This window comes from Paenibacillus sp. WC2504 (assembly GCF_052682475.1).
Genome location: NZ_JBQZFH010000001.1, coordinates 7579143 through 7605245, shown reverse-complemented (window position 1 = coordinate 7605245; position 26103 = coordinate 7579143). Strand labels below are relative to the sequence as shown.

Annotated in this window: 27 protein-coding genes and 1 riboswitch; all 27 genes read left to right on the top strand. The window is 36.8% G+C overall.

Annotated features, from left to right (window positions below):
* Nucleotides 1-213: 213 nt before the first annotated feature.
* Nucleotides 214-1083, top strand: a complete 870-nt coding sequence (locus tag ACUN27_RS34870) for a hypothetical protein (RefSeq protein WP_445560458.1) — start codon at nucleotides 214-216, stop codon at nucleotides 1081-1083.
* 71 nt (nucleotides 1084-1154) lie between these two features.
* Nucleotides 1155-1481 carry a helix-turn-helix domain-containing protein gene (locus ACUN27_RS34865; RefSeq protein ID WP_445560457.1) on the top strand — a complete coding sequence of 109 codons (327 nt, stop codon included), beginning with the start codon at nucleotides 1155-1157 and terminating at the stop codon, nucleotides 1479-1481.
* A gap of 61 nt (nucleotides 1482-1542) precedes the next feature.
* Nucleotides 1543-2076: a hypothetical protein gene (locus ACUN27_RS34860; protein ID WP_445560456.1), complete on the top strand. Its 534-nt coding sequence runs from the start codon at nucleotides 1543-1545 to the stop codon at nucleotides 2074-2076.
* 104 nt (nucleotides 2077-2180) lie between these two features.
* Complete coding sequence (locus ACUN27_RS34855) at nucleotides 2181-2762, top strand: tyrosine-type recombinase/integrase (protein WP_445560455.1); 582 nt, start codon at nucleotides 2181-2183, stop codon at nucleotides 2760-2762.
* Nucleotides 2763-3241: 479 nt separating this feature from the next.
* Nucleotides 3242-4276, top strand: coding sequence for a DUF262 domain-containing protein (locus ACUN27_RS34850; RefSeq protein ID WP_445560454.1), 1035 nt, complete (start codon nucleotides 3242-3244; stop codon nucleotides 4274-4276).
* On the top strand, nucleotides 4273-5577 hold the full coding sequence (locus tag ACUN27_RS34845; protein WP_445560453.1) for a DUF3696 domain-containing protein: 1305 nt from the start codon (nucleotides 4273-4275) through the stop codon (nucleotides 5575-5577). The genes ACUN27_RS34850 and ACUN27_RS34845 overlap by 4 nt, the downstream gene beginning before the upstream one ends.
* A 4-nt stretch (nucleotides 5578-5581) precedes the next feature.
* Nucleotides 5582-6484: a hypothetical protein gene (locus ACUN27_RS34840; RefSeq protein ID WP_445560452.1), complete on the top strand. Its 903-nt coding sequence runs from the start codon at nucleotides 5582-5584 to the stop codon at nucleotides 6482-6484.
* Between the two features lie 239 nt (nucleotides 6485-6723).
* Nucleotides 6724-6933 carry a hypothetical protein gene (locus ACUN27_RS34835; protein WP_445560451.1) on the top strand — a complete coding sequence of 70 codons (210 nt, stop codon included), beginning with the start codon at nucleotides 6724-6726 and terminating at the stop codon, nucleotides 6931-6933.
* Nucleotides 6934-7188: 255 nt separating this feature from the next.
* Nucleotides 7189-8469, top strand: coding sequence for a hypothetical protein (locus ACUN27_RS34830; RefSeq protein WP_445560450.1), 1281 nt, complete (start codon nucleotides 7189-7191; stop codon nucleotides 8467-8469).
* A gap of 322 nt (nucleotides 8470-8791) precedes the next feature.
* Nucleotides 8792-10159 carry a hypothetical protein gene (locus ACUN27_RS34825; RefSeq protein WP_445560449.1) on the top strand — a complete coding sequence of 456 codons (1368 nt, stop codon included), beginning with the start codon at nucleotides 8792-8794 and terminating at the stop codon, nucleotides 10157-10159.
* A gap of 223 nt (nucleotides 10160-10382) precedes the next feature.
* Nucleotides 10383-10637 carry a hypothetical protein gene (locus ACUN27_RS34820; RefSeq protein ID WP_445560448.1) on the top strand — a complete coding sequence of 85 codons (255 nt, stop codon included), beginning with the start codon at nucleotides 10383-10385 and terminating at the stop codon, nucleotides 10635-10637.
* Nucleotides 10638-10676: 39 nt separating this feature from the next.
* Nucleotides 10677-10916, top strand: coding sequence for a hypothetical protein (locus ACUN27_RS34815; RefSeq protein ID WP_445560447.1), 240 nt, complete (start codon nucleotides 10677-10679; stop codon nucleotides 10914-10916).
* Between the two features lie 977 nt (nucleotides 10917-11893).
* Entirely contained in the window at nucleotides 11894-12724 is an 831-nt protein-coding gene (locus ACUN27_RS34810; protein ID WP_445560446.1) for a hypothetical protein, read from the top strand.
* 533 nt (nucleotides 12725-13257) lie between these two features.
* Complete coding sequence (locus ACUN27_RS34805) at nucleotides 13258-13809, top strand: sigma-70 family RNA polymerase sigma factor (RefSeq protein WP_445560445.1); 552 nt, start codon at nucleotides 13258-13260, stop codon at nucleotides 13807-13809.
* A gap of 122 nt (nucleotides 13810-13931) precedes the next feature.
* On the top strand, nucleotides 13932-14495 hold the full coding sequence (locus ACUN27_RS34800) for a hypothetical protein (RefSeq protein WP_445560444.1): 564 nt from the start codon (nucleotides 13932-13934) through the stop codon (nucleotides 14493-14495).
* A 173-nt stretch (nucleotides 14496-14668) separates the two neighbouring features.
* Nucleotides 14669-15022, top strand: a complete 354-nt coding sequence (locus ACUN27_RS34795; protein ID WP_445560443.1) for a hypothetical protein — start codon at nucleotides 14669-14671, stop codon at nucleotides 15020-15022.
* Between the two features lie 134 nt (nucleotides 15023-15156).
* Nucleotides 15157-15246: riboswitch (cyclic di-GMP riboswitch) on the top strand.
* A gap of 214 nt (nucleotides 15247-15460) precedes the next feature.
* Nucleotides 15461-16432, top strand: a complete 972-nt coding sequence (locus ACUN27_RS34790) for an ATP-binding protein (protein WP_445560442.1) — start codon at nucleotides 15461-15463, stop codon at nucleotides 16430-16432.
* A gap of 6 nt (nucleotides 16433-16438) precedes the next feature.
* Nucleotides 16439-16792 carry a hypothetical protein gene (locus tag ACUN27_RS34785; RefSeq protein WP_445560441.1) on the top strand — a complete coding sequence of 118 codons (354 nt, stop codon included), beginning with the start codon at nucleotides 16439-16441 and terminating at the stop codon, nucleotides 16790-16792.
* A 15-nt stretch (nucleotides 16793-16807) separates the two neighbouring features.
* Entirely contained in the window at nucleotides 16808-17209 is a 402-nt protein-coding gene (locus ACUN27_RS34780; RefSeq protein WP_445560440.1) for a hypothetical protein, read from the top strand.
* A 30-nt stretch (nucleotides 17210-17239) separates the two neighbouring features.
* The gene (locus ACUN27_RS34775; RefSeq protein ID WP_445560439.1) at nucleotides 17240-17641 is read left to right on the top strand and encodes a hypothetical protein; all 402 of its coding nucleotides are present in this window, start codon (nucleotides 17240-17242) and stop codon (nucleotides 17639-17641) included.
* A 17-nt stretch (nucleotides 17642-17658) separates the two neighbouring features.
* Complete coding sequence (locus ACUN27_RS34770; RefSeq protein WP_445560438.1) at nucleotides 17659-18402, top strand: hypothetical protein; 744 nt, start codon at nucleotides 17659-17661, stop codon at nucleotides 18400-18402.
* 14 nt (nucleotides 18403-18416) lie between these two features.
* Nucleotides 18417-18872, top strand: coding sequence for a hypothetical protein (locus ACUN27_RS34765; RefSeq protein ID WP_445560437.1), 456 nt, complete (start codon nucleotides 18417-18419; stop codon nucleotides 18870-18872).
* Nucleotides 18850-21630 (top strand): ATP-binding protein, encoded by a 2781-nt coding sequence (locus ACUN27_RS34760; protein ID WP_445560436.1) that lies wholly within the window; start codon nucleotides 18850-18852, stop codon nucleotides 21628-21630. The genes ACUN27_RS34765 and ACUN27_RS34760 overlap by 23 nt, the downstream gene beginning before the upstream one ends.
* A 32-nt stretch (nucleotides 21631-21662) precedes the next feature.
* On the top strand, nucleotides 21663-21938 hold the full coding sequence (locus ACUN27_RS34755) for a hypothetical protein (protein WP_445560435.1): 276 nt from the start codon (nucleotides 21663-21665) through the stop codon (nucleotides 21936-21938).
* Nucleotides 21939-22126: 188 nt separating this feature from the next.
* Entirely contained in the window at nucleotides 22127-23281 is a 1155-nt protein-coding gene (locus ACUN27_RS34750) for a hypothetical protein (protein WP_445560434.1), read from the top strand.
* 6 nt (nucleotides 23282-23287) lie between these two features.
* Entirely contained in the window at nucleotides 23288-25171 is a 1884-nt protein-coding gene (locus ACUN27_RS34745; protein WP_445560433.1) for a DEAD/DEAH box helicase, read from the top strand.
* A complete protein-coding gene (locus ACUN27_RS34740; RefSeq protein WP_445560432.1) occupies nucleotides 25168-26103 on the top strand; it encodes a DUF3883 domain-containing protein in 936 nt (311 codons plus the stop codon). Before ACUN27_RS34745 ends, ACUN27_RS34740 begins: the two co-directional genes overlap by 4 nt.

The window sequence follows — 26103 nt, the reverse complement described above, 5'->3', positions numbered from 1 at the left end:
GGTTACGCAAGGTTGCATTTTTTACTTCCATTGAAAGTATGAACATACTGGTGGTGGAGTACTCAATTTTCCATTGCTATGTAATTTATTTATTAAAAAATCATTGTGTTTACTGTATGAAATAAGCTGAAACTCTAGAATTGCTCAGCCACCCTTACATCCCAATGAAAACACAGGTAACCTTTCCTGTTACGTAGTAAAATTAAATTGGTGGTGATTATCATTAATGAAAATAAAAATATAAAGGAAAAGGAAGATATTGATCGACAACAAGATTTTCAAAACTGGTTAAAAAATATTCAAGCAAATAGGATTGATGCTAGCACCAGAATTTTTTTAAAAGCGGACTATTACTTTGCAAATAATTGGATAACGTATGATGCATTCGTTAAGACACATAATGGTCTCAGAATCAATAAGTGGTCTGAAGTTTCTTATTTACTACGAGATAGCAGAATTTGTGATCTTATTCTGAAAAAGCTGCATGTAGGACCTAGGCGTAATATACTTGCTGCATTAAATGGATATACAACAGACATTGAGATTGCTAGGCAACTTGAATTGAAAAGTAGTAGCCAGATTGGTGCTCTACTCGGTCTAAAAAAGCAGCCTGAATCTTTCCCACTTACGATCACTTTGCTAGCTAGGCTATTTGATGTGACAGATGAACATATTAAAAATGATGTAATTAATCATTGTAATAATCATTTTAATAATTATGCACCCGATTCAGCCGCGATCCCCCTCAGTATATTTCATTCCCGGATTGATGAATCGAGATTACAGTATTACTGCTTGAGAAATGACCTACCTTATTTTAAATCCAACCTTTTATATGCACGAATCAGAACATATGACGAATTTCAAAGTATTGAAGTCTATAATTTAAACGAGAATTCTAATGAAATATATGATTTTCGTTCATGTTTAGATCCTTTCTTTTCTGTAATAGTGATTACGCCGGCACTACTTCGTAATGTAAAAAAAGTAATCTATTATAGAGCACTATCTAAAAGTAGGGATACATTAGAGAAGCATTTACACGAACTAAGTCTACGTAAATACACAAGAGTAATTACATAGCAGTGTAATTTAGATAGTTTAATTCATTTAATGGGGAACCTTCTTGTATAAAAAACAAGGAGGTTTTTTGTATGAATAATGATCAAATGTTGAGGCAGGCTTTAATTAGTATCTTAACGCAGTGGGAAAACGAATTATCACAGAAGAAGGAGAATGTAGTTCAAAACACAAATGAACTATCGAATCCTCGAGTAGAGGCAAGTACTGATGATGTCCCAAGAAAAATTGCATTCTCTGTAAAGGATTTATCAAGTTATCTTGGTGTTTCTCAAGATAGTATATATGCCATGGTCAGAGATGAACAAATTCCATACGTACGTATCAGGAGACGAATTTTGTTTCACAAAGATTCTATTGATGTTTGGTTGCAATCTAAGCAATTTAATCTATTAAAGTGAATAGAATGATAGATTTTGGACATAACTATTAAAAGTTGATTGAATAAAAAGGAGTGAATAAATGATGAAATTAGAAAAATCGAAAAAAGAAGTTTGGTCTACAGAGCATGACATAATTGTTTTGAACGCTGCTTTGAAACACATGCATGAAGGCGGCAAACTAAAAAATGCCTTTGATGAAGCTGCTTTAAAGACAGGTCGCACACCGGGGGCGTGTGCCTTCCGATTTAACAGTTTTATCAGGCAAAAATATAGTGATGAGATTCAAAGGGCTAAATTGCAAAAAGGGACAAAACCTTCTCAAGCTAAAGTAGTCCCTATAGCAGAAAATATGAACCATCTAGAGCATGTTGCAGATCTAGGTTGGGAGAATGTCCTACATTTTCTCAAAGCACAATCTCAGTTAAACCAAGTTTCAGAGAAAGAATACAATAATATTCAACAACAATTAGCTGATGTTATTGAAGAGAACGAAAGATTAAAAAGAGAATTAGAAAGTTTAAATGAAATTCGGTCTAAAGTAGAATCATTTGGCATGAACTTTTCTAAAATGATAAATCTTTTAGAGCATGTTCGTTCGCTGGGAATATTATAAAGCAATAAAATAAAGCTAATAACAACAAGTATTCTTTCCGCAATCCTAGGATTTAAGGTTAATAATAAGAGAATCTCAAGTTTATGAGTAAGGGTGGATAGAAATTGCTTGATCGGACACTATCTAAAGAAGAGTGTAGATTATTACTTGAAGCGGCAATAAAACTAGATCCATTTTTTCGCCAGTATTACATCATGATTTATTTACTTCTTAGTACTGGTCTAAGAAATACGGAACTCAGAGAACTTAAGACTTCTCAAATTGACTTCAATCGTAATCTTATTTACGTTGGCAGGGGCGAAAAAACCTCAGTAAATACAGTAATAATGTCTAAGTGGCTTACACATGATTTTCGTTCATTTTTGGATCATCCTCATCATCGTAAATGGCAAGAACAAGGGAATGAGCATGTTTTTTTTATAGCCGGCAAAAGACTTACGAGAAATGGTCACTTAGACGATCTGATTCGATTGGTATGTCGTAAAGCGGGTATCCGTGTGGTCAAAGCGCATTGGTTAAGGTACACAATGGCTTATTCGATGCACACGGAAGGTTTCGATTTTTTCACCATTCATCGAAAGTTGAGGCATAAAATGATAGAAACAACTCTTAAATATTTAGGATTGATGAATTATGATACGCGCTCTCTAAAGTTGATCATTTCCCGATTAGAGAATCCAGAATGAGTGATTGCAAAGATAGTAAAATCAAGAAGGCCCATGAATTTACTCATGGGCCTTTTTCCTAAAATTGGACATGCGGATCCCCACATCCGGATACTCCGAACCTGTCCCTTAGGGGACAGGTGTGTTTAAAGAATAATGACATGCATCCGTGAAACGGTGCATATTTTAAGTTTTTATTGTCAATCAACCCGTACTAGGATTGATCGTTCTTTAGATTTTATAATGATCTGGTGTTAGACTGGTGTTAAAGAACTATATAAAGCTTAAAGATTGCCAATATGCCGAACTATTTGCACTTTATCTCCATTAATTAGTTAAATTAATTATAGGGATTTGATTTCCTTAGAGGGAATCAAAAATTTATGAAGAAATTAATGATTGAGTTCGATTTAATTAAATTTCATTACGACTCATTACTTTAGAAGATAATACAAATTACTAATATTGGAAATAGTTATAAGGAGAGGAGGATATCACAATTGAACAATTCTTTTAATAACTTACCTTTTATTAATATGGATAGGGGACAATACACGTTATTTGATTTAGTTAATCGATTCAAACGAGGTGATATTGAATTACAACCGGTATATCAACGTGGTGAGGTTTGGAATATTGAGACTAAAAGCCATTTAATAGAGTCAATACTGATGAATTTCCCTATACCCCCTCTTTATTTTGCTGAGAGGGAGCGGGGAAAATGGGAAGTTATCGATGGGCAACAACGATTAAGAGCAATTATTGATTTTATTGAAGGTAAATTTGGTCTTAGAAAGGGATCAATAACTGGTCTTGAAGGTGTATTTTTTTCTCAACTGGAAGTTTCACAACAGAGGAAAGTCCAAGAATATCCTTTTTTTGTTAATATATTAAAGAAGAGTTCGGACTCAAGTATTAAGTTCGAGATTTTCCAAAGAATAAATACTACTAGCATAAATTTAACCGGATATGAGATAGCTTTTTCAAAACTGGGAGATAAAAGGTTATGGTTAAAAGAATTATCCACAGTGAAGGAGTTTCTGAATTTAACGGAAAAATATATTCAGCCCAATGGTTACATCGCTGAAGAGATGATTTTGAGATTTCTGGCTTTTTATTTTCTAGGATACAAACAATATAAAGGTAAAATGAATTCGTTTATTAATCAATTTGTTGATAGTAATACTATTAACAAATTATCATACCACCAAATTCGAGAGATATTTCAAACAACAATGTATAATTTGTTGCAAGTATTTGGAGAAAATGCTTTTTGTAAAAGCAATTATATTGCGAAAATTAATATGGCTTTATTTGACATTCTAACGTATTCTTTTGCAAGGTGCATTAAAAATGAAATATCCAATGGTGAACAAATCAATAACCATTTACTCTTTTTGTTGAATAATGATAATGAGTTCCAATTTTCTTTAAAAAAGAACACTTCAAATAAAAAAATGGTATTGTATAGATTTGAAACTTGGATGAAATTTATGAATAGTATCTATTCAAATGATGACGGAGGCTCTTTATGATTAATGAGTTTATCATTAAAGATTTCAAAGGATACGAAGGTTATAATAATTTTCACTTTCCTGGTTTAACAATTGTGTCTGGAACAAACAACTCTGGAAAATCTTCTTTATTACAAGCTATATATCTTATTACTCAGAACAGAAGCGAGAGTTATACTGTGTTATCACTAAATGAACAGCTAAATATGGGGAAATTTTCAGATATATTATTTAAAGATAAGGCATTGGATGAAACAATAGAATTTGCCGTACGTTTTTCACCGGTATTATTAAAAAAGTATGCTTTTAAAGAATTAGAAATATCTTTTATATATCATAGTCCAAGTAAATTTGAACACTTACCTGTTAGTCAAAACCCGGTACTTTCTTCAATTGAAGTAAATTATAAATTGGATAATCCCAATAACGATAATGAAGTTCACTCTATATCATTTACTTTACTTGATGATGAACATGATATTTTTTATCAGATAAAAAGTACGAAAGATAATGGTTTTGTGAGATTCCAGGGTGTTGTCCCAGAACCCGTAATATATAATTCTAAAAATAGAGACTATCAAAAGCTCTGTAGTGCTGAATACGGTAATGTTCGTCAATTATTGGAGCTATTATCAACTAATGACAAAATAAAGTATATTAAAGCATTTCGGTTAGATAAATTAGGAGAAAAAAATAATCTTGTATCTTCACAGATTGGATTATCTGGAGAATTTACAGCAGAGATAATTCATTCAAATTGGGATAATAATGTACAGTTTGAATTAGATGGCCAGAATCATCAAGTATTTTCGGATATTTTTGATGCATGGATAAAAAAAATATTAGGTGAATCTTATAGAGTTACTTGCGATTTTATCGAAGATCACTTCAAATTATTAGTCGAAGATATTGGTGGAAGAAAGTATACATTAAACCAAGTAGGTTTTGGGATTTCTCAAATACTTCCAGTTCTAACCTTGATATTAAGTAGTCACCCAGGTGATATGTTGTTAATTGAGAATCCTGAAGTTCATCTTCATCCTAAGCTGCAAGGGATTCTTGGTGACTTATGTATATTTGCGATTGAACATGGTCGTAAATTATTGATTGAAACGCATAGTGAACATATTATAAATAGAATTAGATTAAGGATAAAGCAAAACCCTGACCTTTTGGAACATATAAATATATATTTTTTTGAAAAAAAAGAGGATGTTGTAACATATGAGGAAATTATTATTACTAAGGATGGAAGATTAGATTTTTGGCCAGAAGACTTTTTTGACCAAACTTATAACGATATGTTGGGGTTAATAAAATAAAACTATGAATAATTTCTATTTAAACCACAACTATTTAACTATGACATCTACATATAATATTGAATGTCATCTTGGAGAAATTGCAAGATTTATACCAATACTTCGAATAAACAATTTCGGATTTAAAATAAGAGAGGATATTTGGAACACAGAGTTACTTGATGGGGGGGCTTTACAGCATTATCTTCATAAACACTCGGGAGTAAATGAAGTAGCAGCTTTTATCCTAGGTATTATGAATAGTGGGCCTTATTTTTCCTCTACACCAAGATTACAACCAACAATAAAGCCAACATTTCAGTCTAAGTTATGTGAAGAACTATTAGCCATATGCTTTGAGGATGGTCAAAGTTATATACTTTCTCTTGAGAATGAACATTGCCTTATAGAATCGAACTATAAAGTTAGTACTAACTCGAAATCATTAGAAATTAATAATTGTATAGGCATCCCCTCTCTGGAAAGTTTTTTTGAAAAGAATCTAATATTAAAAAATATTATTGATGTGTATGATGAAATTACTAGTCGTACTGGTAAAATTATTATTTTACCTAGTGCTATAAAAAGCGCAAGGCAACATAATTTTCATGGTAGATATTCTGAAGTCCTGTATACCATACTAGCTTTAGAGATTATTGATTTGAAATTGCTTAAAGATAAAGTAAATGATATAGAGAGAATGAAGTTTTACAAAGAGGAAACTGGATTTGACATATCAGGAGAATCCAATGAAACCTTGAATAGAAAGCGGTACGAAGCTCAACGATTATTTGTAGTTCCTGGATTAGGCAAAAGATTGTTCGAATGGCACATTAAAATAGGGCCATATATTCGAATTCATTATTATATTGATGTTGACTCGGATATTATTTATATTGGTCATTGTGGTAAACATCTCGATATATAGATTATTTAAGAGTTTGTGCAATACAACATGCGACTTTTATATTTGCTTTAGAGATATAAGAAGTTATAGAAGCTATTTGTATTTATTAAGAATACCATTTCGGTTAATTATGGGGGATTAATACTCATTAATAGAGGTGCTGCCGCGGCACCTCTTTATTATTGAATGAAACACAATCAGATTATGTTGCTTTTATATGTTATAATTTGGAATAAAAAAGTAAATTAGGTGTGAGCATCGTGGCGACTTATAAGGAGATACAAGCATTTATAAAAAATGATTATGGATATGCCGCGAAGTCCTGTTGGATAGCTCATATGAAAGATGAGTGTGGACTAGAGCCAGGTGTTTCACCGAATCGTCTTTCTCCTATTAGTAGGAAATATCCTTGCCCAAAGGAAAAGCAAGAACATATTAAGGCTGCGTTTAAACACTTTGAGATGATTTAAAGGAGCCAGGTCGTAATATGCTTTGGCTTAATTTAAATTATTGAGGGATTTCCCAAAGCGTTTTTGAATATTATACATGAAGCAGACATCAATTAATCCCGATAGTGGGGGATCACAATCACAATTATGTATCTTTAGTTTCTTAGCAACTATATATCCTAGTCACGACTTATATATTCAACTTTAATGACAAACTACCTTTCTTGATGTAATATATTGGAAGATTAATTAAAGTTCGAACTGGGGTGTTTAAATGTGAGTTTCGATGCACTAGTATTAAGGGTATTTATTGCTTCTCCCTCCGATGTTGCTTTTGAGCGGGATGAAATTACTGCTGCAATTTTTGATTGGAACCACAAGTTTGCAGAGCACTTGGGGGTAATACTTTTACCTGCTCGATGGGAGAGGGATACTGTTCCTGCGTATCGGGGAAATGATCCTCAACAGTTAGTGAATGAACAAATTGTAAATAAATGTGACATTCTAGTGGGAGTTTTTTGGACTAAATTAGGAACTCCAACTGAAGGACATTTATCGGGAACATTAGAGGAAATTGATATATTTATTAAATCGGGAAAAGAAGTCCTTTTATACTTTTTAGATAAACCACTACCAAGAGATGGATTGAATTATGAAGAACTTGCAAAAGTAGATGCTTACAAAAAAGAGTATCAAGGTAAAGGACTGTATGCAAAGTATGATCCTAATGTGATACAGGACCACCTTTATCGCAAAGTTATGGAGCTAAAAAAGATCAATTCAAGTGAGTCAGAAAATGCAATAAATGACACACGACATGAAGAAAGCAAGCTTGAGTTAGTAAAAGTTCCAGTTTTTAAGAGCAATACTGAGGTAATTAATGTAAGGCAATTTTGGGAAAGTAGAATAGCTGCTATTAGAGAAAGAAAAACAATTATCCCACTGGTAAATGAGCTTGACTCTTTTTTGTGTGTACATCTTGTCCCACATCAGAATCATAACTTAGAGGTACCAGTGTTAAAAGAAACCGCGGCTCAACTAGTTCCTTTTTATACAACGGGCTGGGATTACAAGTTTAATATTCATGGTTTTATGACATTTGCTAAATGGCCTGATGCAGAATTAGCTCATTCGTATGTTCAAATCTATAAAAGCGGCTGTATTGAATCCGTAGATAATGGTCTACTTAAGGGGGTTCAAGGTAAAAAAGTAATACCTTCCAGAGGGTTAGAAGAAGAGGTTATTGAACACTCGTTTAAGTACATTTCTGCTCAGAAACAGTTGGGAATTGGGACTCCGTTATCAATTTATATAACACTGCTGAATATTAAAGGTTTTCGATTGGGTGTTCAAGACTCGTGGGGTAGAATTTCCGAAGAAGAATTTGATATGGATGATCTACATCTTCCGGAAACTGTAGTTCATGGTATGCCTGAGAATATGAACGAATTAGCCAGGCATTTCAGAACTTCCTTTGATATTTTATGGAATGCGTTTGGCTGGCCACGGTCATCAAGTTTTGATGAGCAAGGTCAATGGAAAGGAAGAATTCGATAAGTGTGTTGCATCAAATTTATACTTTTAGTCAAAGAAAACTGTTAAACCCTCGCCCTTCTCTCCCGCATGGAGGAGACACTGGGAGCTAGCCCTCTGCCCCCACATTCCCAAACTATGATATTCAAGGATGTTGGATGCAGGCAGATATCCGTGGAAGAGCCGTAATATGAAACGCCCGTTAAGGTACACAGCTAGCCTTGACGGGCTCTCTTTTGGCTTTCTTCGAGAGGGATATTATTATAATAAAATTAGTTTGAAAATTTGTGAAAAATAGTCTGATTCTCTACAACAATGATAAATTTACATTTAACTCGGAGGTCCTATGGATTTTGATAAGAAATTAGAACATGAAACTCTCAGTGCTGATCTATTAGAATATCCTACTAATCTTTTTAACTCACTATTCAATAGATTAGGTTTAGACATAAAGCCAAATATCATTATAGCTTCTATTGTTACTTATTCAGAAAATCATGATATGGTCTTTAAAAAAGTTACGATGGTTTCAAATTATTATGGAAATCTTGATGGTGAACTTGTTGATATGAAATTAAAATATCCTGTTAGGAATCCAGATAGAGATGAGATGCTTTTAAAAGGGATAACGGATATTTTAGAAAAACAAAAAAATGTAATTATTGAAAATTACAATTATTCAATTTTTCGATTAGCAAAAACAGATAAGCCTCATAGAGGTAATCAATGTGAATATAAAGTTGTTATTGTAGAATTACCTAAAAATAATAATGCTTTATACAATAATACTATCAAGTCAATTAATTATTGGTATTTTAATTCTTCTCATAATTTTATAGATGAAAAATTAGTTCAGAATGGACAAATTGTCTTAGAAAGCTACATTAATAACACTGATAAAATTAGGTTTTATGAAGTATTTAATAACATATCCCTATTAAAATATGAAGGTGCAGAAAACCAAGGGAAAATTTTGTTTAACTTTAAAGATTCAACGGAGTTACAATCGAAAATATTGCTAGAACAACCTGTTGAATTAACTAACTATAGAGCAATAAGAAAGTTATTAGAGATATCAAAGAATGAGATGTATTTACTATCAGATGGAGTAAAAGTTTTAGGGTTCGGAAAACCTTTAGATTCAGATGATAAAAACACCTCACAAGTAGTGGTTAGATTTTCCCAACATGGAAAATGGGTGCTGGAAAATCCGATTGCTAAACCAATCATGTCAGTGGTTTATGGTGTACCGTTTCTTCCTCGATTTTCTATTAGTAAAAATGATTTTGAAAGTACATATAGGAACCATTTTGGTGAAGATGCACAACTTGTATGGGAGTTTGTGGTCGAGGCTCAATCACAAAATCACGGAACTATGTTAGTAATAACAGACGGTGCGAAAGAAGAAGCAGAAAGACTTTCATCTCAATCATTCAAATTAAAATCACAAGAGCTTTTTTCCAAAAACTATATCTACGATTGCTCTTCCATTGACGGCGCTTTATTATTCGACCCAAAAGGAGTATGTCATGCAATCGGTGTAATATTAGATGGCCAAGCTGACCAAGGAATAGGCAATATCGCAAGAGGCGCAAGGTATAATTCAGCCTTAAAGTATATAAATGGAGTTAAAGATAAATATAAATGTTTAATTGTAATTATTTCTGAAGACGGAATGATTGATATAAAAACAAATCAAGATGTAGATTGTTAATAAATTCCAAAGAAAATTTTCATAAATTGTAGTCAAATCGATGATGACTTACAGGATTATTAAGTGGGATTTACATCTTAGAATGCTGTTGATTGTTCCATTTTAAAACAGTACAAGAATAAGGTTTACATAGCCTTCGGAAGTACTCCCAAGGCAAAAAAGTATGTTATGTATAATGTTAATCCGCCAATCAAACTCATAAATCTTTAAGGGGAAAATTGCATTGAAATTTTGTGATGTTATTTATTTTGAACAGATTAAAAACAGTACCTTAGCAGATTTAATAAAAATTATTAATAACACCACATTTTCAACAGTCGATGAGTTGAAATTAATGGACTTAGTACTTTTTGAAGATAAGGACACATTTGTTGGAAATGGCGTATACATCTTTAAAAACAGAACTAAGGAAGTCGTGTACATAGGAAAAGCTTCTTCAAGACCATTTTTTGAGAGATTAGGTGGCCATTTTGATTAAAGGGAAGTAGGAGGATTTAATAACTTTCTTAATGGATTCATGAGAACAGAAAATCTTTCTGACTTAATTAATGCAGCAAAAGTTATTAGAAATTTCGAATTTGCAATGATTCGATTTGAAGCCAATACAAAGGGTGAGGTTGATAAAAATACACTGGTAAAATTAGAAAAGATCCTAATTAACTTTTGTAATCCTAAATATAACAAAACAAAATATAAGAACTTATCAAATAAAATTGAAAAAAATCAGATTCTTTCAGAATTAATAGAGAGCTTATAAGTATCAGGATGATTTTCGGGATTATTCATATAATTTACCAACCGTTGAAAAGTATTGTTTGCCTTGAAATTATCACTTTGAGTTATATGAAAGGGCACGTTACATCTTTATTAAGGACCATCCTATTGCAAAATAAGTTCTATATATCATAGTTGTGGAGAGCAAGGAATTGAGGGATAAGTGAATAAAAAGTATGTTTTTAAGGAGAGTCTACTCTGCTTTTTGAAGACAACGGTTACTATGACAGTCAGAACGAGAACCTTGTATTCTTGGCGGAGCAAACATCCTATATTCTGCAGTTGAAGGTGTTTGCGGCCAAAAACTATCCTGTTGCGTGGCCGTGATCTTCATGCTTCGACGATAGACTACATCGGTCTCGGAGGTAACCAGACGCAGAGATCGGTCTATTTGATAAGTAACTACTTTCAACAACATGTGATCTGTTAACATGACGGAATTATGCTGCTTACGTTTGTTTTTCAGGAGGACGAAGGCCTTTATTACGCCAAGGAAGGATATATTTTGGTTGTTCAGGCCGCTGGGGGCGTCACATACCTCTTCGATCAGCAGTCAGACACCAAGTCAATCTTAGAGAAGTATTGGAGTAAGGTGGCAGAAGGCTCTTTTCAATCGGGCGTGTTCTATGGTTGCTTAGCTGTGAGACATTGGAGGGTAAGCCTCGAAGGTAACTATAGAGTTCTAATTATGTGACCATATTTTAACAAGAGGGGAGTCTCCCTTGTTTCAGTGCGCCCTTTCGCTCCAGAAACTAATCTGATTCGCCTGCGCAGTTTCTCTGAAATATTATTAAAATGATAGATGAAAAAATGGAAATATGGAAATATGGGGATCAGGTGTAATCACTATTAAGTAAGCAGTGACTGTCTGTTTAAAACGTTTCTAGAGTTTTATTCAACTTTCATAAGTCATTAATTAAGTAATTTTCCTTAAATAACCTCGCGAAGGGCTGGATATAATTGGATGAAAAAAGAGGGAAGAAAACATGGGTTTCTATGAAATTTCCAGCTTCAAATAAACTGAGCAGTCTAGTTAGTTCTATTAATAGGAATGCTAGTATAGGGATGAAACCTTATATAATACCAAACAGTGAGGAAAAGATTAAAGCAATCGAAGCATTAGGTTTTAACAAAGACGAGGATCCAAAATGTGTTTACTGTGGTGAAGAGATGACTTGTTGGGATCATTTGAATTCAATGACATTGGGTTCTAAAGAAACTGAATTTATAACTTCAATCTCTAATGCAGTACCATCTTGCTTACCCTGTAATACAGGGAGAGGAAACATTCCTTACGCATTATGGTTAAGAACTGGAGAAAAAAGAGCTGCCTATATTAGAGATGAAAAAAAGGTTAATATTGAAAATGTAATAAAGAAAATAGATAAATATATAGAATGGAGTGATGAAGAAATACAGAAAGGGAATTGGGTACCGTATAAAGCTGATATCAACAGAATAATTTATGAAGACGAAGAACTAGTTAAACTAAAGCAGAAATACGACAGTTTAAAAGATGAAATTATTGATTTATTAAAACATGCATCAAAAATTGGTGAGAAGATACGCGAGAGGATTACCAAGACAAGTTATCCCAACTATCATAAAAAGGGATTAGAATCTAATAAGTCATTAGAAAAGCTTAAAAGTAACTTAACTGAAGAGGATTTACAACCTCTGAGACAAATCGTGGACCAATTTACTTCTGTTAAAACTCTCGAAGAAATATATGAACTTAAAATTGAATACAATAAGTTACTTAAACAAGCAATTAATCGTCAGCTAAGATGAGTCACCAGATTTAAACATATTTCTTAAAAATATAGTAAATATATTCAATTAATAAGTAAAAGTTACCTCGAAAAGTCCATTGGATTCATGAGTAAAGTCAATTTACTACTTAGAACAAAATTATGACCAATCCAGGATCATATATAATGAAAGACCATCCCGACTGGGAAGAATAGCGGAGAAGGTGCCGAGGCACCTCTTTCTTCGCTATTGGGGAATTTGTATCATACAAAATGCAAATATGTATGGTTCGAATTGACGACATAAGCTGTAATTAATTATTTGTTACAGTGGCTGATCTCTAAATTAATAGAAGGAGCAACTGTCAGTCAGGCAGCCGTTGCGGTTTATAAAATTTTCCATATCGGACTTCCTCCACATAATGGTAAATGGTACAATTAAAAATGATCCTATCTTTTTTTCAAAGGGAGGGGAGATTTTCATAGAGATAGTAATAGGTTAATTGATAGCAAATCTGTTTAAGTTGGTGATATCCTATGAGCCAGAGATTTTATCCCATTTATAAGGCAGTTATGGAAGGACGTGATCCCGAATCTACGTTGTGGAATGAGTTTTGTTTGCATTGCCGGTTTGAGGCTTTTCGGAGATTTAATTTTCATAAGTTTTCTGACATTGTTAATCCTCATTTACTTGACCGCATCGTGCATGAACTAATAGGTGAACTTTACTTTGCTGTACAACGCTTCGACCCGAATAGGAGTACTTTTAAAACGTATGTTAATGGCATTATTGATCACATGGTTTTAAATGAAGCAAAACAGTACATGAGGCGTAAACGGCATAAGGAACTTGAAATACACCAGTTTTCAGAAAAGCTGGCGGCCCCCAATGGTGACCCGGAGGAAGTAATAATTCTAGAAGAGACAATAACTGAGCTTTATCAAATGTTTCAGCAACTTACTACTCAGCAATATCAAGTATGTAAGCTTCGATATGTAGATGGTTTTTCAACGGAAGAGACTGCTCTAAGTTTAGGTATAACTAAAGAAAGGGTTAGTAACCGGTTGGAAAAGGCAAAAAAGAAATTAGAAAAAATACATAATAGACATTATTCGGCTTATTAATAACATTGGAAATAATAAATGCGGAAGGGCTCTCTAACCAGAGCCTTCCCTCAGCATAATTATATATAGCATATGACAGAACTTATTATGTGTAATTAATCTAAGATACTAGGTGATCTATGATGATAAACAAGAAAATAGAAATGTATAAAGAGATTTTGTTTGATAGACCCTTGATTGGAAATGAATATATACAAGACATTAAATACTATAAAAACAATAGAACAATTAAAACTCTTGAACAGAGTAATAATGAAGGTAAAGGTTGGTGTCTTGACCGTAAAGTAATTAGTTTTGGTGAGTATTTAAGTGCCTATATATCCGAAAAAAATATTACAATTACACAATTTGCAGATCAGTTACTTCTTAATACAAATCAATTAATTCAAATTCTAGATGATGAAATACTGCCATGGGAAATAGATATTAATATTCATAAAAGAATTAGGGATCTATGTAATTTTGATAAACTCAATATAATGGAAATTATTGAAAACCAATCTTTAGATTATTGTTATATTATGAATCGAACACAGAATACTCCACTCTTTGGACTTAGGGAAAGAGAAAGGGACTTGAAAGAAGAGGAAACTATTGAATTATTATTTGCTGAAATTATTGAGAGTAATATAGAAAGTACCGAAAGACGAAAAAAGAAATTTTTGTATGAGTTTAAGGCATTGTAAGGGTATAAATAGAGCAGATCCATTAATTGGATCTGTTTTATTTTTATAATAATATTTAATTTCTGGGGAGATTTGATTGGGTTTTCTAATAAGTATAGTGAAAGGAAGAGGGCAACCATAGGTGATTGAAAATGTGCGTCTTCAGTCAAAATCAAAATAGGAGGTTTATGAACATGATCTTAACAACATTACTAATTTTAATTTCTGCTGTCTCAGTTGCTTTAGCCACAGTTATATTTTGGGATGAAATCAAAACTTGGCTTAAAAGTATTACTAGAAAATTGGAGACCCTTTTAAAGGCAGTGTTTATAGGAATTCAAGCATTTATCATGCAGACAAAAGAATCATATATACAAATGATGAAAGTCTATGGTCAGAATGAAAGAGGCCAATGGCATTTAGCAGAGGCAAGCAGAACCGTTCCTGAATCAGAGGTGCCAACTGAAATTCTCGAAAAGGTACAACTGATGTACGAAAAGACGGATATTAACAGGGAGTTGGGAAGAGAGTTGAAATTGTATTTATGAGGAAATTGTAGTCCTCTTACTGAGTAGTATTTAAGGCCTATTTCTCATAAAGAGATACATCAAATTTTGTAATATTAAGTTGACTGAGTGTTGCTTTAGGCCTATACTAACTCAATAAGATTATGACTTTTGCTACTAGATAATAGCAAACTTATTGAAAAATAAGGACGCAAAGCTTTGGGCCTAAGGATGGTGAATAAATCTATGGCGGCTAGGTTGTCTAAAGTGGTGTGCCGGGCGGCAAACTCATCACTTATCTGGATGCGATGGTTTTTTTATTGCCCAAATTACCCAAAGTTATCTAGAAATAATGATTTATGGTTATTAAGTTAATGCTGATCTTAATGTATAGAGAATAATGTAGTTTTCTATCATTCTCTATGGATTCCCGTATTCTTAGTAAGATTCGCTAATCTATTTGAAAGGAAAATGATAACTTTGGCTCTTATTCCGATATCTCCAACTTCCGCAGGTATGCCCCTTTCTTCTAGGCAGCCGGAGGCAACGGCTCAAAAACAAGAGAATGTAACCTTGATCCATCCTTCGTTCACACCACAAATCCCCAAATATCGTCTTGACGAAGTGATCTTGCCGGAAAAGACATTAAATTCTATCAAGAATGCTCTCGCAATTAGGACAATGAGTGAAAAAGTGTTCAACGAATGGGGGTTATCCGAAACTCACAATCATTCTCGCAAAGTAGGGATTAATCTATACGGTCCACCAGGAACTGGTAAAACAATGGTAGCCCACGCTATTGCACATGAGATGAACAAAAAGTTAATGATAATTAATTACGCGGATATTGAATCAAAGTATGTGGGAGACACGCCTAAGAATTTAACGGAGGCATTCCGTATCGCAACAGAGACTGAAAGCATCCTATTTTTCGATGAAGCGGATGCGATTTTAAGTAGGCGAGTCACCAATATGAACAATGCAACCGACACAAGTGTTAATCAGACACGTTCCGTTATGCTGACATTGTTAAACGACTATCAGGGTGTTATTTTATTTGCAACCAATAATATAACCAATTATGATCCTGCATTTATGAGAAGGATTGTGGCTCACATACAATTTGAACTACCTGACCTTGACTGTCGTGTACGGATCCTGAGAAGTTTGATTCCAGCTAAAATGCCTACGGATGTTAACGTCTCCGAGCTGGCGTCAGAATACGATCAAGTGTCAGGGAGTGATATATCTAATGCTATCCTTATGGCTGCCTTTGCAGCCGCGAGGTTAAATGAACATCAGGTGAGTCACCGACATTTTAGGGCGGCGCTCGAGGACATTAAAAAGAGTCTTGCAGCCAATAAAGGCCCTGAAGTCATTCACTTTGAAAGCAAGCCTGTTAGCGAGGAGTTTGTAAAATCGCAGTTAGGCAGCACTATTACTGGAGGTTAGATTGTTATGATTCTTACAACGCTATTGATCGCAGCAGCTGCCGTTTTGGCTGTGGGTGTTATCGCATCATTTTGGGACGAAATTAAGAATTGGTTTCAGGGCCTGATGAAAAAAGTAAAGATGGCTATAAAAGCCGTTGTCATAGGATTTGAAGCATTTATGAAGCGGACAAAAGAAGCCTATATCCAGATGGCTAAGGCTTACCAGAAGGATGAAAAAGGACAATGGCATGTAACGACGGAGACGAGAAAAGTGCCTGAATCAGAAGTGCCGCCGGAAATTCGTGCGAAAGCACATCAAATGAATAAAGAGATTAACATTACGAGTGACTTGGAAAAAGAATTGAAATTGTATTTGTAAAAAGAGGGTGTCTGGATGGCGAATTACTCCAATAGAGATACGTTTGACCGTTTGCTCTCCTTAGAATGGGAAATGATTCGAAAAGAGCAATCAGATAGAGGAAGAATTCCTCTTAATAAACCGTCGTTGAATAGAATGGTTGAGAGGTATAGCACGCAAATTGATCGAATTATCACCCAAAGCATAAAGCATGAGGGGCTTTCCTTTGTTAGCGGTAAGTTCACAATCGAGATTATCGGTTCAACAGATTATTTTAGAGTTGCTATTGAGGCCTATTTTCTAAAAGAAGATAAAGACTGGGTACTTAAGACGCATACAAGCGACCAGCATATTGGCATACTGGCACCCGGAAGTATCGCTAAATTAAGAGAACTGAAAGAGATGGCATTCGAAATAACGAATCCATTACAACACTAGTAATTAATTTGTGGAAGGAAGGATAGAGAAATGGAAGACCGTTGGATCATTGCCAGTGGAATTATTATATCTGTTGCAGCTACAGTTATATATAGTGCTGTGAGAAAGCGAAATAAACCTATGCTATTAAACGATTTAATAGATAGCTACTCTGAAGCATGCGACGAAATAATTTTGCAAGAGTTGGGAAAAGGTGGACTCCGGTATGTTTCAGGGCGTCTAACGATTGCCTTGGCAGAGCAAGATAAGCAGATTCTAGTGAATTCGGAGTATTACTTCCAGAACGATCAAAACGAATGGGTCAGAAAAACGAATAATGAACAGTTTAACGTAAGCTATCTTACATCGCAATCTTTGGATGAGCTCCGAACAAAAGGCGAACTCATCTTTGAAATTGCAATGCCCGCAGAAGCTTCACCCGTTACCGCCTAGAAAAGGAGAATGATGGAATGGAACCGGTGACGTCAACGGCCGCTGTAATTGCTGCTGAAAAGGTGGCTGAAACCACAGCCATACAGGAGTGGGCATCACATGCCTTTGAATTGAGCAGAAAGATGACCGATGGCATAGGGGTATCTGAAATTCAGTTCAATGAAAAAACAGTCGATACATTAAATCAACTGCTAGATCAAGATCGATACAAGAAGCTAGCTGAATTCAGAGAAACCTCCATTCAAAATCCAGAGGCAGCAAGAGCTTTGTTCAATAACGTGCAAATTAAAGGCCAGATGGGAGAAAGCGTCATGGAAGCTCAACTATCCCCTTACGGCGAAGTGAAGACACAAGTACCGGTGCAATTGGAAGCGGCTACAACCTCGAATAAAGTAGACCTTGTTCTCACAGAATCGAACGCTAATTTGAAGCAGGTTGAAATAAACTTGGCAGATAATCATCTATTTCTCGACAACAATTATGACATCATTAAAGGGGATTCTGCCTCGTTCGAAGTGAAGAATGGAGGGCTCCCGTATCTTCGTCAGGAGCTGCTTAGCGGGGAGCTACAACAACAGATAGCGGCAGGCAAAAGTATTGCGGATCAATCCTATGTTGTGATAAGCGAAGATACGGCAAAATCGTTAATGGCCAATCCTACAATGGGAACGGAAATTGTACAAAGCATTCAAGACGCTGGAGGCCGTCTCATCGTTGGACTACCGGAACAAGCCGTTCAACAGGCAATTTTCTTAAGTTAGGGGATGAATTAATCGTGTCGATAAACGAAGGTATGGTCGTTCTGGCGTTACGTACTCAAGATTCAGTATTAAGGGACCAATTTTCCCGATATTCCTGCTATATATCGGACTCAACGCTCAAGGATTTAAATTTTCTCGAAAAGGTTGAGCTATTACGAGCAGCAGCTTCTTTAAAGCGGGATATTGAACTAAGAATAGCCAAGCTTAACTTGATTGGGGACAACCAAATAGAATATTTGCCTGGTAGTTTATTTGATATGATCAAGGATGATAAGATTCAGCTATTGTTAATGAATGGTTTATACGAAAAAAAACAGCTGGAAGAGCTTCTTGGAACTTTTAATGCTACTTTACCGTCTGAACTTGCCGGCGCTTTTAACCGCTTGTTTCATTCTATATCTGCCCGAGAATACATATTTTTATGGAACATGGGGGTAATAGAGGCGGATGACCTTTTACAAAATAAATGAAGTAGACTTCTCTGAAGAAAAAGAAAGCTATTTTGTATTTCAAGTACAGCAGGAATTAGAAGTGAAACTAAACTCTGGATTTTCCACGGCGAGGGAGATTTTGGAATGTTTACATACCCAACTTAAGCAGGATAAAAATGTTTTTATCCAGATAGAGTATCGTAATGAACAACTAAGCTACTTTTTGTTGTCGGAGGAGCAGGGATTTCAACAGATTTTGGAAAGTTGTACTACACGATGCAACTGGATCAAAGAACAGATGGAAGTAGATGTGGCATTCGCTAAGGAAAAAGTCACACTTCGAGGTTGTGCAAGTCCGCTGGTTTTAAAGGACCGGGATGAAAATTTGATCGATGAATTGATCCGTTTGTCCAACCATGAGTCCTTCCTTATTCAGGTAAAATTAAGTGTTGCGGGGTCTGAGCAGATGAGCCAGCAGATGGCTTTATTAGAAGGACAAATTAACCGTATCTCCAAGGAAGCAGAAAAACAAGTGGGTGAGCAGGGACATTTTGGCGAAAATTTCATGAAAATGATTGTAGGTGGTGAAAATTTATCTTACCAGCTTACCAATGTAACAGCCAAACAGCAACAGGAGATATTAGAAAACCACTTATATACGCTTAATAGTCAGGGAAGTATCTTCTCTTCTGCTGTATTTAACATTTATGGAGGTAAGAATACAGCCTCTGCGATTGCTGCGCATATGGAGCAGTTTTCAAAACGATCCGGTTCATTAAGCTTGTACCGTTTGCGTAAGGAGAGTCAATTCTCTCATGACTATTTGAACTTCGCTAGTGTCAATAATATAGCAGCTCTGTTAGCTTTACCTATGAGGGCTACCCCCGGACTGAAACGTACAATTCGAGTACCATTTGGGGCAGAAGTCACAGAGAGTAAAGATAATCAAGTTGGCTTAGGGAGATTAATGACATCTTACCAAACGAATGTTCCTGTGAATATTCCATTAAAAGATCTTACAAGTCATATATTCGTATCAGGTGTCACCGGTAGTGGTAAGACAAGCACGGTGAAGAGTTTGCTAACCCAGGCCTTTCAGAAAAAAGTGCCTTTCCTTGTGCTTGAGCCGGCCAAGACGGAGTATAAGTATTTGGATATACAAATTCCTGTGCTACAGCGGTTTACTTTAGGAATTGAGGGAAGCCACAGCTTTAAGATTAATCCGTTTGAGTTTCCTGAGCATATCCATGTTCAAACCCACTTGGATCATCTGAAATCGGTCTTTGTGGCTGCATTCCCTATGTATGGGCCTATGCCATATATATTAGAAACCGCCTTTTATCAAATTTATCGCCGATCAGGCTGGGATTTCATTTCGGGGATAAATATTTATGAAACTGATTTAGAAAGATCTGAGTTATTTCCTACGCTGGAGGATCTGTACTTAGCGATAGATCAAGCGATAGAATCCGTAGGATATTCAACGGACTTGGCTAGTGATATTAGAGGAGCACTAAAGGTTCGAATAGGGAGTCTGCTCAGTGGGGCTAAGGGCACCATGTTAAATACAAGAAAAGGACATTCTATCCATAACTTGCTTCAGGGTCCGGCAATTATGGAGCTAGAATACATTGGGGACGACCAAGAGAAAGTATTTCTGATGGGCTTGCTGTTAATTGCCATCTACGAGCATTATATTTCGTTAGGAGAACATAGCGGTTCGTTAAAACACCTACTTGTTATTGAAGAGGCACACCGTTTGCTTGAAAACACTCGTCCCTCCGGTAACCAGGAGAATGCTGATATGAAAGGGAAAGCGGTAGAAACATTCAATAATCTGCTATCAGAGATACGTACTTATGGCCAAGGCCTAGTAATTGCTGATCAGATTCCGACGAAGCTATCTCCTGATATTATAAAGAATACAAACCTGAAGATAATCCACCGGCTATATGCTTTGGATGACCGTCAAGTTGTGGGAGATTCAATGGGCTTGGATGAAGACCAAATGTCAGAGCTTCTTAGGCTAAAGCAGGGTGAGGCAGTTTTGTTTCATGGTCGTATTGATTCCCCGATTAAAGTAAAGGTCGGGGTAGATTCGTTGATACTAGCGGAAGAACAGCCAGAAAGGAAGAGAGTGGCCAGGAGTCCTATAGTAGTTGAGCAATATTTACTGCAGGAAATGGCATTTCGAAAGGCCTGCTATAAGCTGATCCATACTTATTTGGTTTATCCAGAGATTGCTCAGAAGCTGAATGCAGAACTAGAGCGTAATATAGCGTCAGTAGTCCCTAATATATCTATGAGTCCAGATAAAATAACCCGTTTGTGGGCTAGAGCTATTGAGCATTACTACAATGATCACCGTCTATTTGAAGCTGTAGCTCATCCACAAAGTATTGCATTACTAAAGGGATTGGGTGGAAGCCAAGATCCACTCTACTACTTCTTTGAAACTCTAGGGACACTCAATGCAGGCGAGCATGCAAAACATAAGATGTCTAGGTATTCAAAAGTATACAAATCGTTTAGTTTGTTCAGGAAGCTTCTACTGTATAAGGATCAGAAGTTGGTTCAATTGGTGGCTGAGCATAAAAATGAGTTTCATTTTGATAACGCGATGATGACTCACTTAATTTTAAAACTATCTGAGACCGGAGACAAAATTCGTTGTGATCTATTGAACTTTCAGCAGAGGCAGGATCTTACTTCGGCAATAGTTTTAAATGAGTTTGGCGATAATCTAGCATTATTGGAGAGCTATTTTCACGTCAGAACTATACCTATTATTTCTTGATCATAAAGTATTTGCAGGGAGGATGATTTAAAATGATTGGATGGCTTATCATCGGATTAATTGCTGGAGCCCTAGCGAGCACTTTCTGGGATGATATTAAGAATTGGATATCTAATATTAGAGGTAAATTGAATTCCTGGTCCCGTATGTATATTCGAAAGCTTAGCGGCGGCAAGCAGATCATCACGATTGAAAGTGAAACTAGAATTGTAGATGAAAGCGAGGTGCCCGATGAGATTCGTGCTAGATCAACCCAAAATATTGATATTACTCAAAGGGCTAAGCAACTGCGAGTTTTGCAGTTATAAAGAGGCAACTGAAACAAGAAAGTATGTTCGCTGACAAACAGTTGACAAAAGTAAGATGTATTCTAAATATAAAGTTTCATCCCACTAGACTTACCATTATTAGGGATAGCTATCTAGCAGTAATACCAAAATGTCTAATGATAGTGTTTTACTAATCAAATAATATATTTTTACAAGGAGCGATTACTATGTGGACGGAACGGGCGCACCAAATCGATCAGTATATACTTAATGGCGGAGAAACCGTTATCAATTCGCGGGAAATGCTTTTATTCATGGGACAGCCACAGGTATTGCCGGTTTACAAGCTGCCGATCACGTTTCTAAGTTTCAATATTGATAACGGCCGCTTTGCTGCGGAGAAGCGCTTGAAAGAGCAGGAGCTGGGCTTCGAGTTGGACAATTGTAATCCTGCTCATGAAACTTATTTTATCGACTTACTGATACCAGATAATCCGAAGTCGCAGCGTCTCTTGGAGGACTTGGAGCGTCATAGCCAATTGCGACCGGGTGTTATCACACACGACGGTTTTCTCGTTGATGCCAATCGCCGATTGGCCTGCATGAAGCGACTTAATTCCAAACATCCGAATTCGCGTTATCAATATTTGCTGGTTCACCGCCTTCCAGCGAATGTGCCTGCAAAGGAAATTTACAAGCTTGAAGTTCAATTTCAGATCAAAGCCGATTTGAAGGAGGAATACAACCCGATTAACGATCTGCTAAAGATTAGAGAAGGCCTAGAGTATATGAGTGAGCAGGAACTCTGTGAAACGCTGGACTGGACCTTAAAAAAAATCAAAGATTATCAGAATCGGCTTGACCTGGTTGACGGATTTCTAGAATATATCGGCCAGCAGGAAAACTATACGCTTTTACTGAATTTGAATGAGCATTTTGTTGAGATTCAGAAGGAAATCTCGGCGATGAAGACACTGGGGCTAACTGCTTTCAAGATCCAGGAAGCGGTTGATGTGATGTATCGTATGCTTGAAGTGAACCTGGACAAAGATTTTGATAAAACAATAACTCAACGTGATCATATTCGTTATATCCGGGAAGCTTTCGTCAACGACAAGATTCATCAGGTACTGACTCAAAACATGTTTAACAACGAAAGTGCCACCTCTCAGGATATTTTCAACGACGTATCGGCTGCAGCCGAGCTATCGCGGATGCAACGAAATAACGTCCGCCCGGTGGAGCAGTTGAAGAAAGCGATTACGCTGTTAACGCAGGTTCAGGACGACGATAGCGATGCTTTTACCAAGCAGGATTTTAAGGATGCTTTTGAGGAACTGAATGAACTGATGACAGATATCCGTCAGCAAATGGGAGCTTAACCGTCGATGGTACATATCGAGTACGATCAGAATGTGCTTATTGTCGATGTAACCGGGCGTCCTGAGCTTTTTTCGGGTCAATATTCCCTTATGTTTCGGGAGCAGGGTTTTTTGAAAAGTGAGTCCTCCCAGAAATATGTTATGGACGATCAAATTAAAATCCGGAGTACAGTGGATGACCTCATCGCGTTCTTTCGACGGAAACGAATACCCGTGCAAATGAGCGAAAATTTTGACCGGCTTAACGAACATATTGGCGAAGAAAAGCAGGTGTTCGAAGTTGCGTCGGAGCTTGGGATTTCGGTAAAAGAGGATACGAATGTAGCGGAAGTTCTCCCATTGCCTGGATTTCAGCGAAAGTTGAAACCCTATCAGGAGAAAGCGGTTCGCCATATGCTTGCGGTACAACATACGGCTAATTTCTCGGTTCCAGGTAGTGGAAAAACTACGATGCTGTACGCCGGTTTTTCTATATGGCGTGAGGCGGGCGAAATCCAAAAAATTCTCGTGATCGGTCCTCCAAGCTCTTTTATGGCGTGGGAAGAAGAATATGTCGGCTGCTTCGGTAGACCTGCCGTAAGCTATCGGCTTCTCGGACCAGAGAGAGAGCGGAAATATAATACGCCTGATCGGGCTGACCTTTTTCTGACAAGCTTTCAAACCGCAGCAATTGATGTGGACCGGCTGATTGATCTGATGCAACGGTACCGCTTCATGTTGGTTGTGGATGAATCCCATTACATTAAACGTTTTGAGAACGGAACGTGGGCGAATGCACTTTTAAGGCTGGCGCCATACGCCAAACGCCGTGCAATCAGCACGGGTACTCCTATGCCGAATGGATTGTTTGACCTATATTCACAATTAACGTTCCTATGGCCGGGAAAGTTTCTGCTCGGCGAGCAGAACCAATATAAGGCTGAAGTGAAGCGAAATGAAGATGATGTTGAGTGGATTAAGAACAAAATCCGACCTTTTTTCTATCGCATCAATAAGCAGGACCTGGAGCTGCCTCCTTTCGAGATTCAAAGGGTAACCGTGCCGATGTCGGAGTTACAGCAGCAGATTTATGACGTAATCGCTGCCCGTACCATTGAAGAGATGGAACGATTTTCCTCGCGCGAGGTTGCAGAGATTGCTCGGTTCAGGCGCGCTAAAATTATTCGGTTAATGCAGACTGCTTCAAATCCCGCGCTATTAGCGGACTTCTCACAGGAGTTCCAGATTCCACCTTTCCTATATGACGGAGGTGACATGGTCAGGCTGATCGAGAAGTATCCACAATATGAGAAGCCAAGTAAGCTCCAAAAAGCCATTGAACTTGCGCAGGAGTTAGTTGAGCAAGGTCACAAAGTACTATTGTGGAGCACGTTTGTCAACAATATTTTTCAGCTACGTCAGGATTTTGTCAGACTTGGAATCCCTACTTACCTAATCTTCGGGGGTGTTCCAAAAAGCGATGAAGATGATGAGGAGTTCAATCGGGAGCAGCAGATTCGTTTGTTTAAGAAATCAGATAAGCCATGTATTTTGATTGCAAATCCAGCGGCATGTGCGGAGTCGATCTCCCTTCACAAGGATTGTCATCATGCGATTTATTTGGACCGTAGCTTTAACTGCGGACATTACCTCCAGTCGCTCGACCGCATCCACCGGATTGGACTAGATGAGGATCAATCGACAACTTACTATTTTATCGAGAGCGAAGGAACAGTCGACGAGGTGATACATCAGAGGTTGCAGGAAAAAGCATGGTTAATGCGCAGTGTCATCGACATGGACATGCCTATCGGTTCATTGGATTTGGATCAGGATGAGTGGAATCAAGAAAACGAACTTCAAAAAGATTTTGAGACGGTTATTCATCATATTAGGAGTAAGCGTGCATGAAAAAGTTTTGCGATTTATTATGGACTATTCGCACTATACAGGATTACGAAGGCAAATATCAATGCCAGATAACACGAAGTCATCTTCTCAGAATATTGGAAGGCTCTTTCCTTGGGGGCAGAAAAACAAAAGCTCAACTAGTTTTGGATCTTCTGCTCCAATTAAAGCTGCTTGGAATGGTGGAAAGACATCAAGTGTTCGTGCTGCCGCGTGGCAATCGTTTGTCTGAGTCCGGCGTTGAAAACAGCTACGAATTGAATGCAAAGCAGAAAAAGCTGATAACGTCATGGTATGTTCCAACAGCGTACGAGATAAGCCGGCAGTGGGTGGCGTGTTTTTCTATGACTGCTTCAAAGAAACAACAGGCCACCCGCACACAAATCACCAAAACGCTGCAGCAATGGACGGAAGAAATGCTCTATCTCGGTGTAGCGGTCCAATCGGGTGATTGTCTGGAGTTGGTGGAAGAGCATGCATGGATGCGTGCCTATCAGTTGGAGCAACCGCCAATGACATTAGAAGAACTTCAGGCAATTTTGGAGCTTCAGGCACAATCTGGCAGGGAAGCGGAAGATCATGCGTTGCGTTTCGAGAAGCGGAGGCTTCAAGAGCAAGGTCTTGTTGCGGAAGCTGTTCGAATAGAATGCATATCAGATAGATTAGTGAACGCTGGCTATGACATTTTATCCTACACTACATCCGCACCTAAACCGAACAGATTCATTGAAGTGAAAAGTGTTGGACCTGATCGTTCCTTCTATTGGTCCCGTCATGAATTGGAAGTCGCTAGGGTGTTAGGAAGCCAATATTATTTATATCTCGTCGATCAGACAGATCCGATAGAGCCGACAGTCGATATGATCGAAAACCCTTATGTGTACATTTCCTTGCATGCGCAATTGGAGCCGATTCAATATCGAGTAACATTTTGA

Coding starts and splice junctions, on each gene's coding strand:
- ACUN27_RS34745 (WP_445560433.1), top strand. CDS start 23,288: ATGGTACATATCGAGTACGATCAGAATGTGCTTATTGTCGATGTAACC.
- ACUN27_RS34750 (WP_445560434.1), top strand. CDS start 22,127: ATGTGGACGGAACGGGCGCACCAAATCGATCAGTATATACTTAATGGC.
- ACUN27_RS34785 (WP_445560441.1), top strand. CDS start 16,439: ATGATTCTTACAACGCTATTGATCGCAGCAGCTGCCGTTTTGGCTGTG.
- ACUN27_RS34815 (WP_445560447.1), top strand. CDS start 10,677: ATGAGAACAGAAAATCTTTCTGACTTAATTAATGCAGCAAAAGTTATT.
- ACUN27_RS34800 (WP_445560444.1), top strand. CDS start 13,932: ATGATAAACAAGAAAATAGAAATGTATAAAGAGATTTTGTTTGATAGA.
- ACUN27_RS34760 (WP_445560436.1), top strand. CDS start 18,850: ATGACCTTTTACAAAATAAATGAAGTAGACTTCTCTGAAGAAAAAGAA.
- ACUN27_RS34755 (WP_445560435.1), top strand. CDS start 21,663: ATGATTGGATGGCTTATCATCGGATTAATTGCTGGAGCCCTAGCGAGC.
- ACUN27_RS34860 (WP_445560456.1), top strand. CDS start 1,543: ATGATGAAATTAGAAAAATCGAAAAAAGAAGTTTGGTCTACAGAGCAT.
- ACUN27_RS34740 (WP_445560432.1), top strand. CDS start 25,168: ATGAAAAAGTTTTGCGATTTATTATGGACTATTCGCACTATACAGGAT.
- ACUN27_RS34845 (WP_445560453.1), top strand. CDS start 4,273: ATGATTAATGAGTTTATCATTAAAGATTTCAAAGGATACGAAGGTTAT.
- ACUN27_RS34805 (WP_445560445.1), top strand. CDS start 13,258: ATGGAAGGACGTGATCCCGAATCTACGTTGTGGAATGAGTTTTGTTTG.
- ACUN27_RS34795 (WP_445560443.1), top strand. CDS start 14,669: ATGATCTTAACAACATTACTAATTTTAATTTCTGCTGTCTCAGTTGCT.
- ACUN27_RS34775 (WP_445560439.1), top strand. CDS start 17,240: ATGGAAGACCGTTGGATCATTGCCAGTGGAATTATTATATCTGTTGCA.
- ACUN27_RS34770 (WP_445560438.1), top strand. CDS start 17,659: ATGGAACCGGTGACGTCAACGGCCGCTGTAATTGCTGCTGAAAAGGTG.
- ACUN27_RS34865 (WP_445560457.1), top strand. CDS start 1,155: ATGAATAATGATCAAATGTTGAGGCAGGCTTTAATTAGTATCTTAACG.
- ACUN27_RS34840 (WP_445560452.1), top strand. CDS start 5,582: ATGAATAATTTCTATTTAAACCACAACTATTTAACTATGACATCTACA.
- ACUN27_RS34825 (WP_445560449.1), top strand. CDS start 8,792: ATGGATTTTGATAAGAAATTAGAACATGAAACTCTCAGTGCTGATCTA.
- ACUN27_RS34780 (WP_445560440.1), top strand. CDS start 16,808: ATGGCGAATTACTCCAATAGAGATACGTTTGACCGTTTGCTCTCCTTA.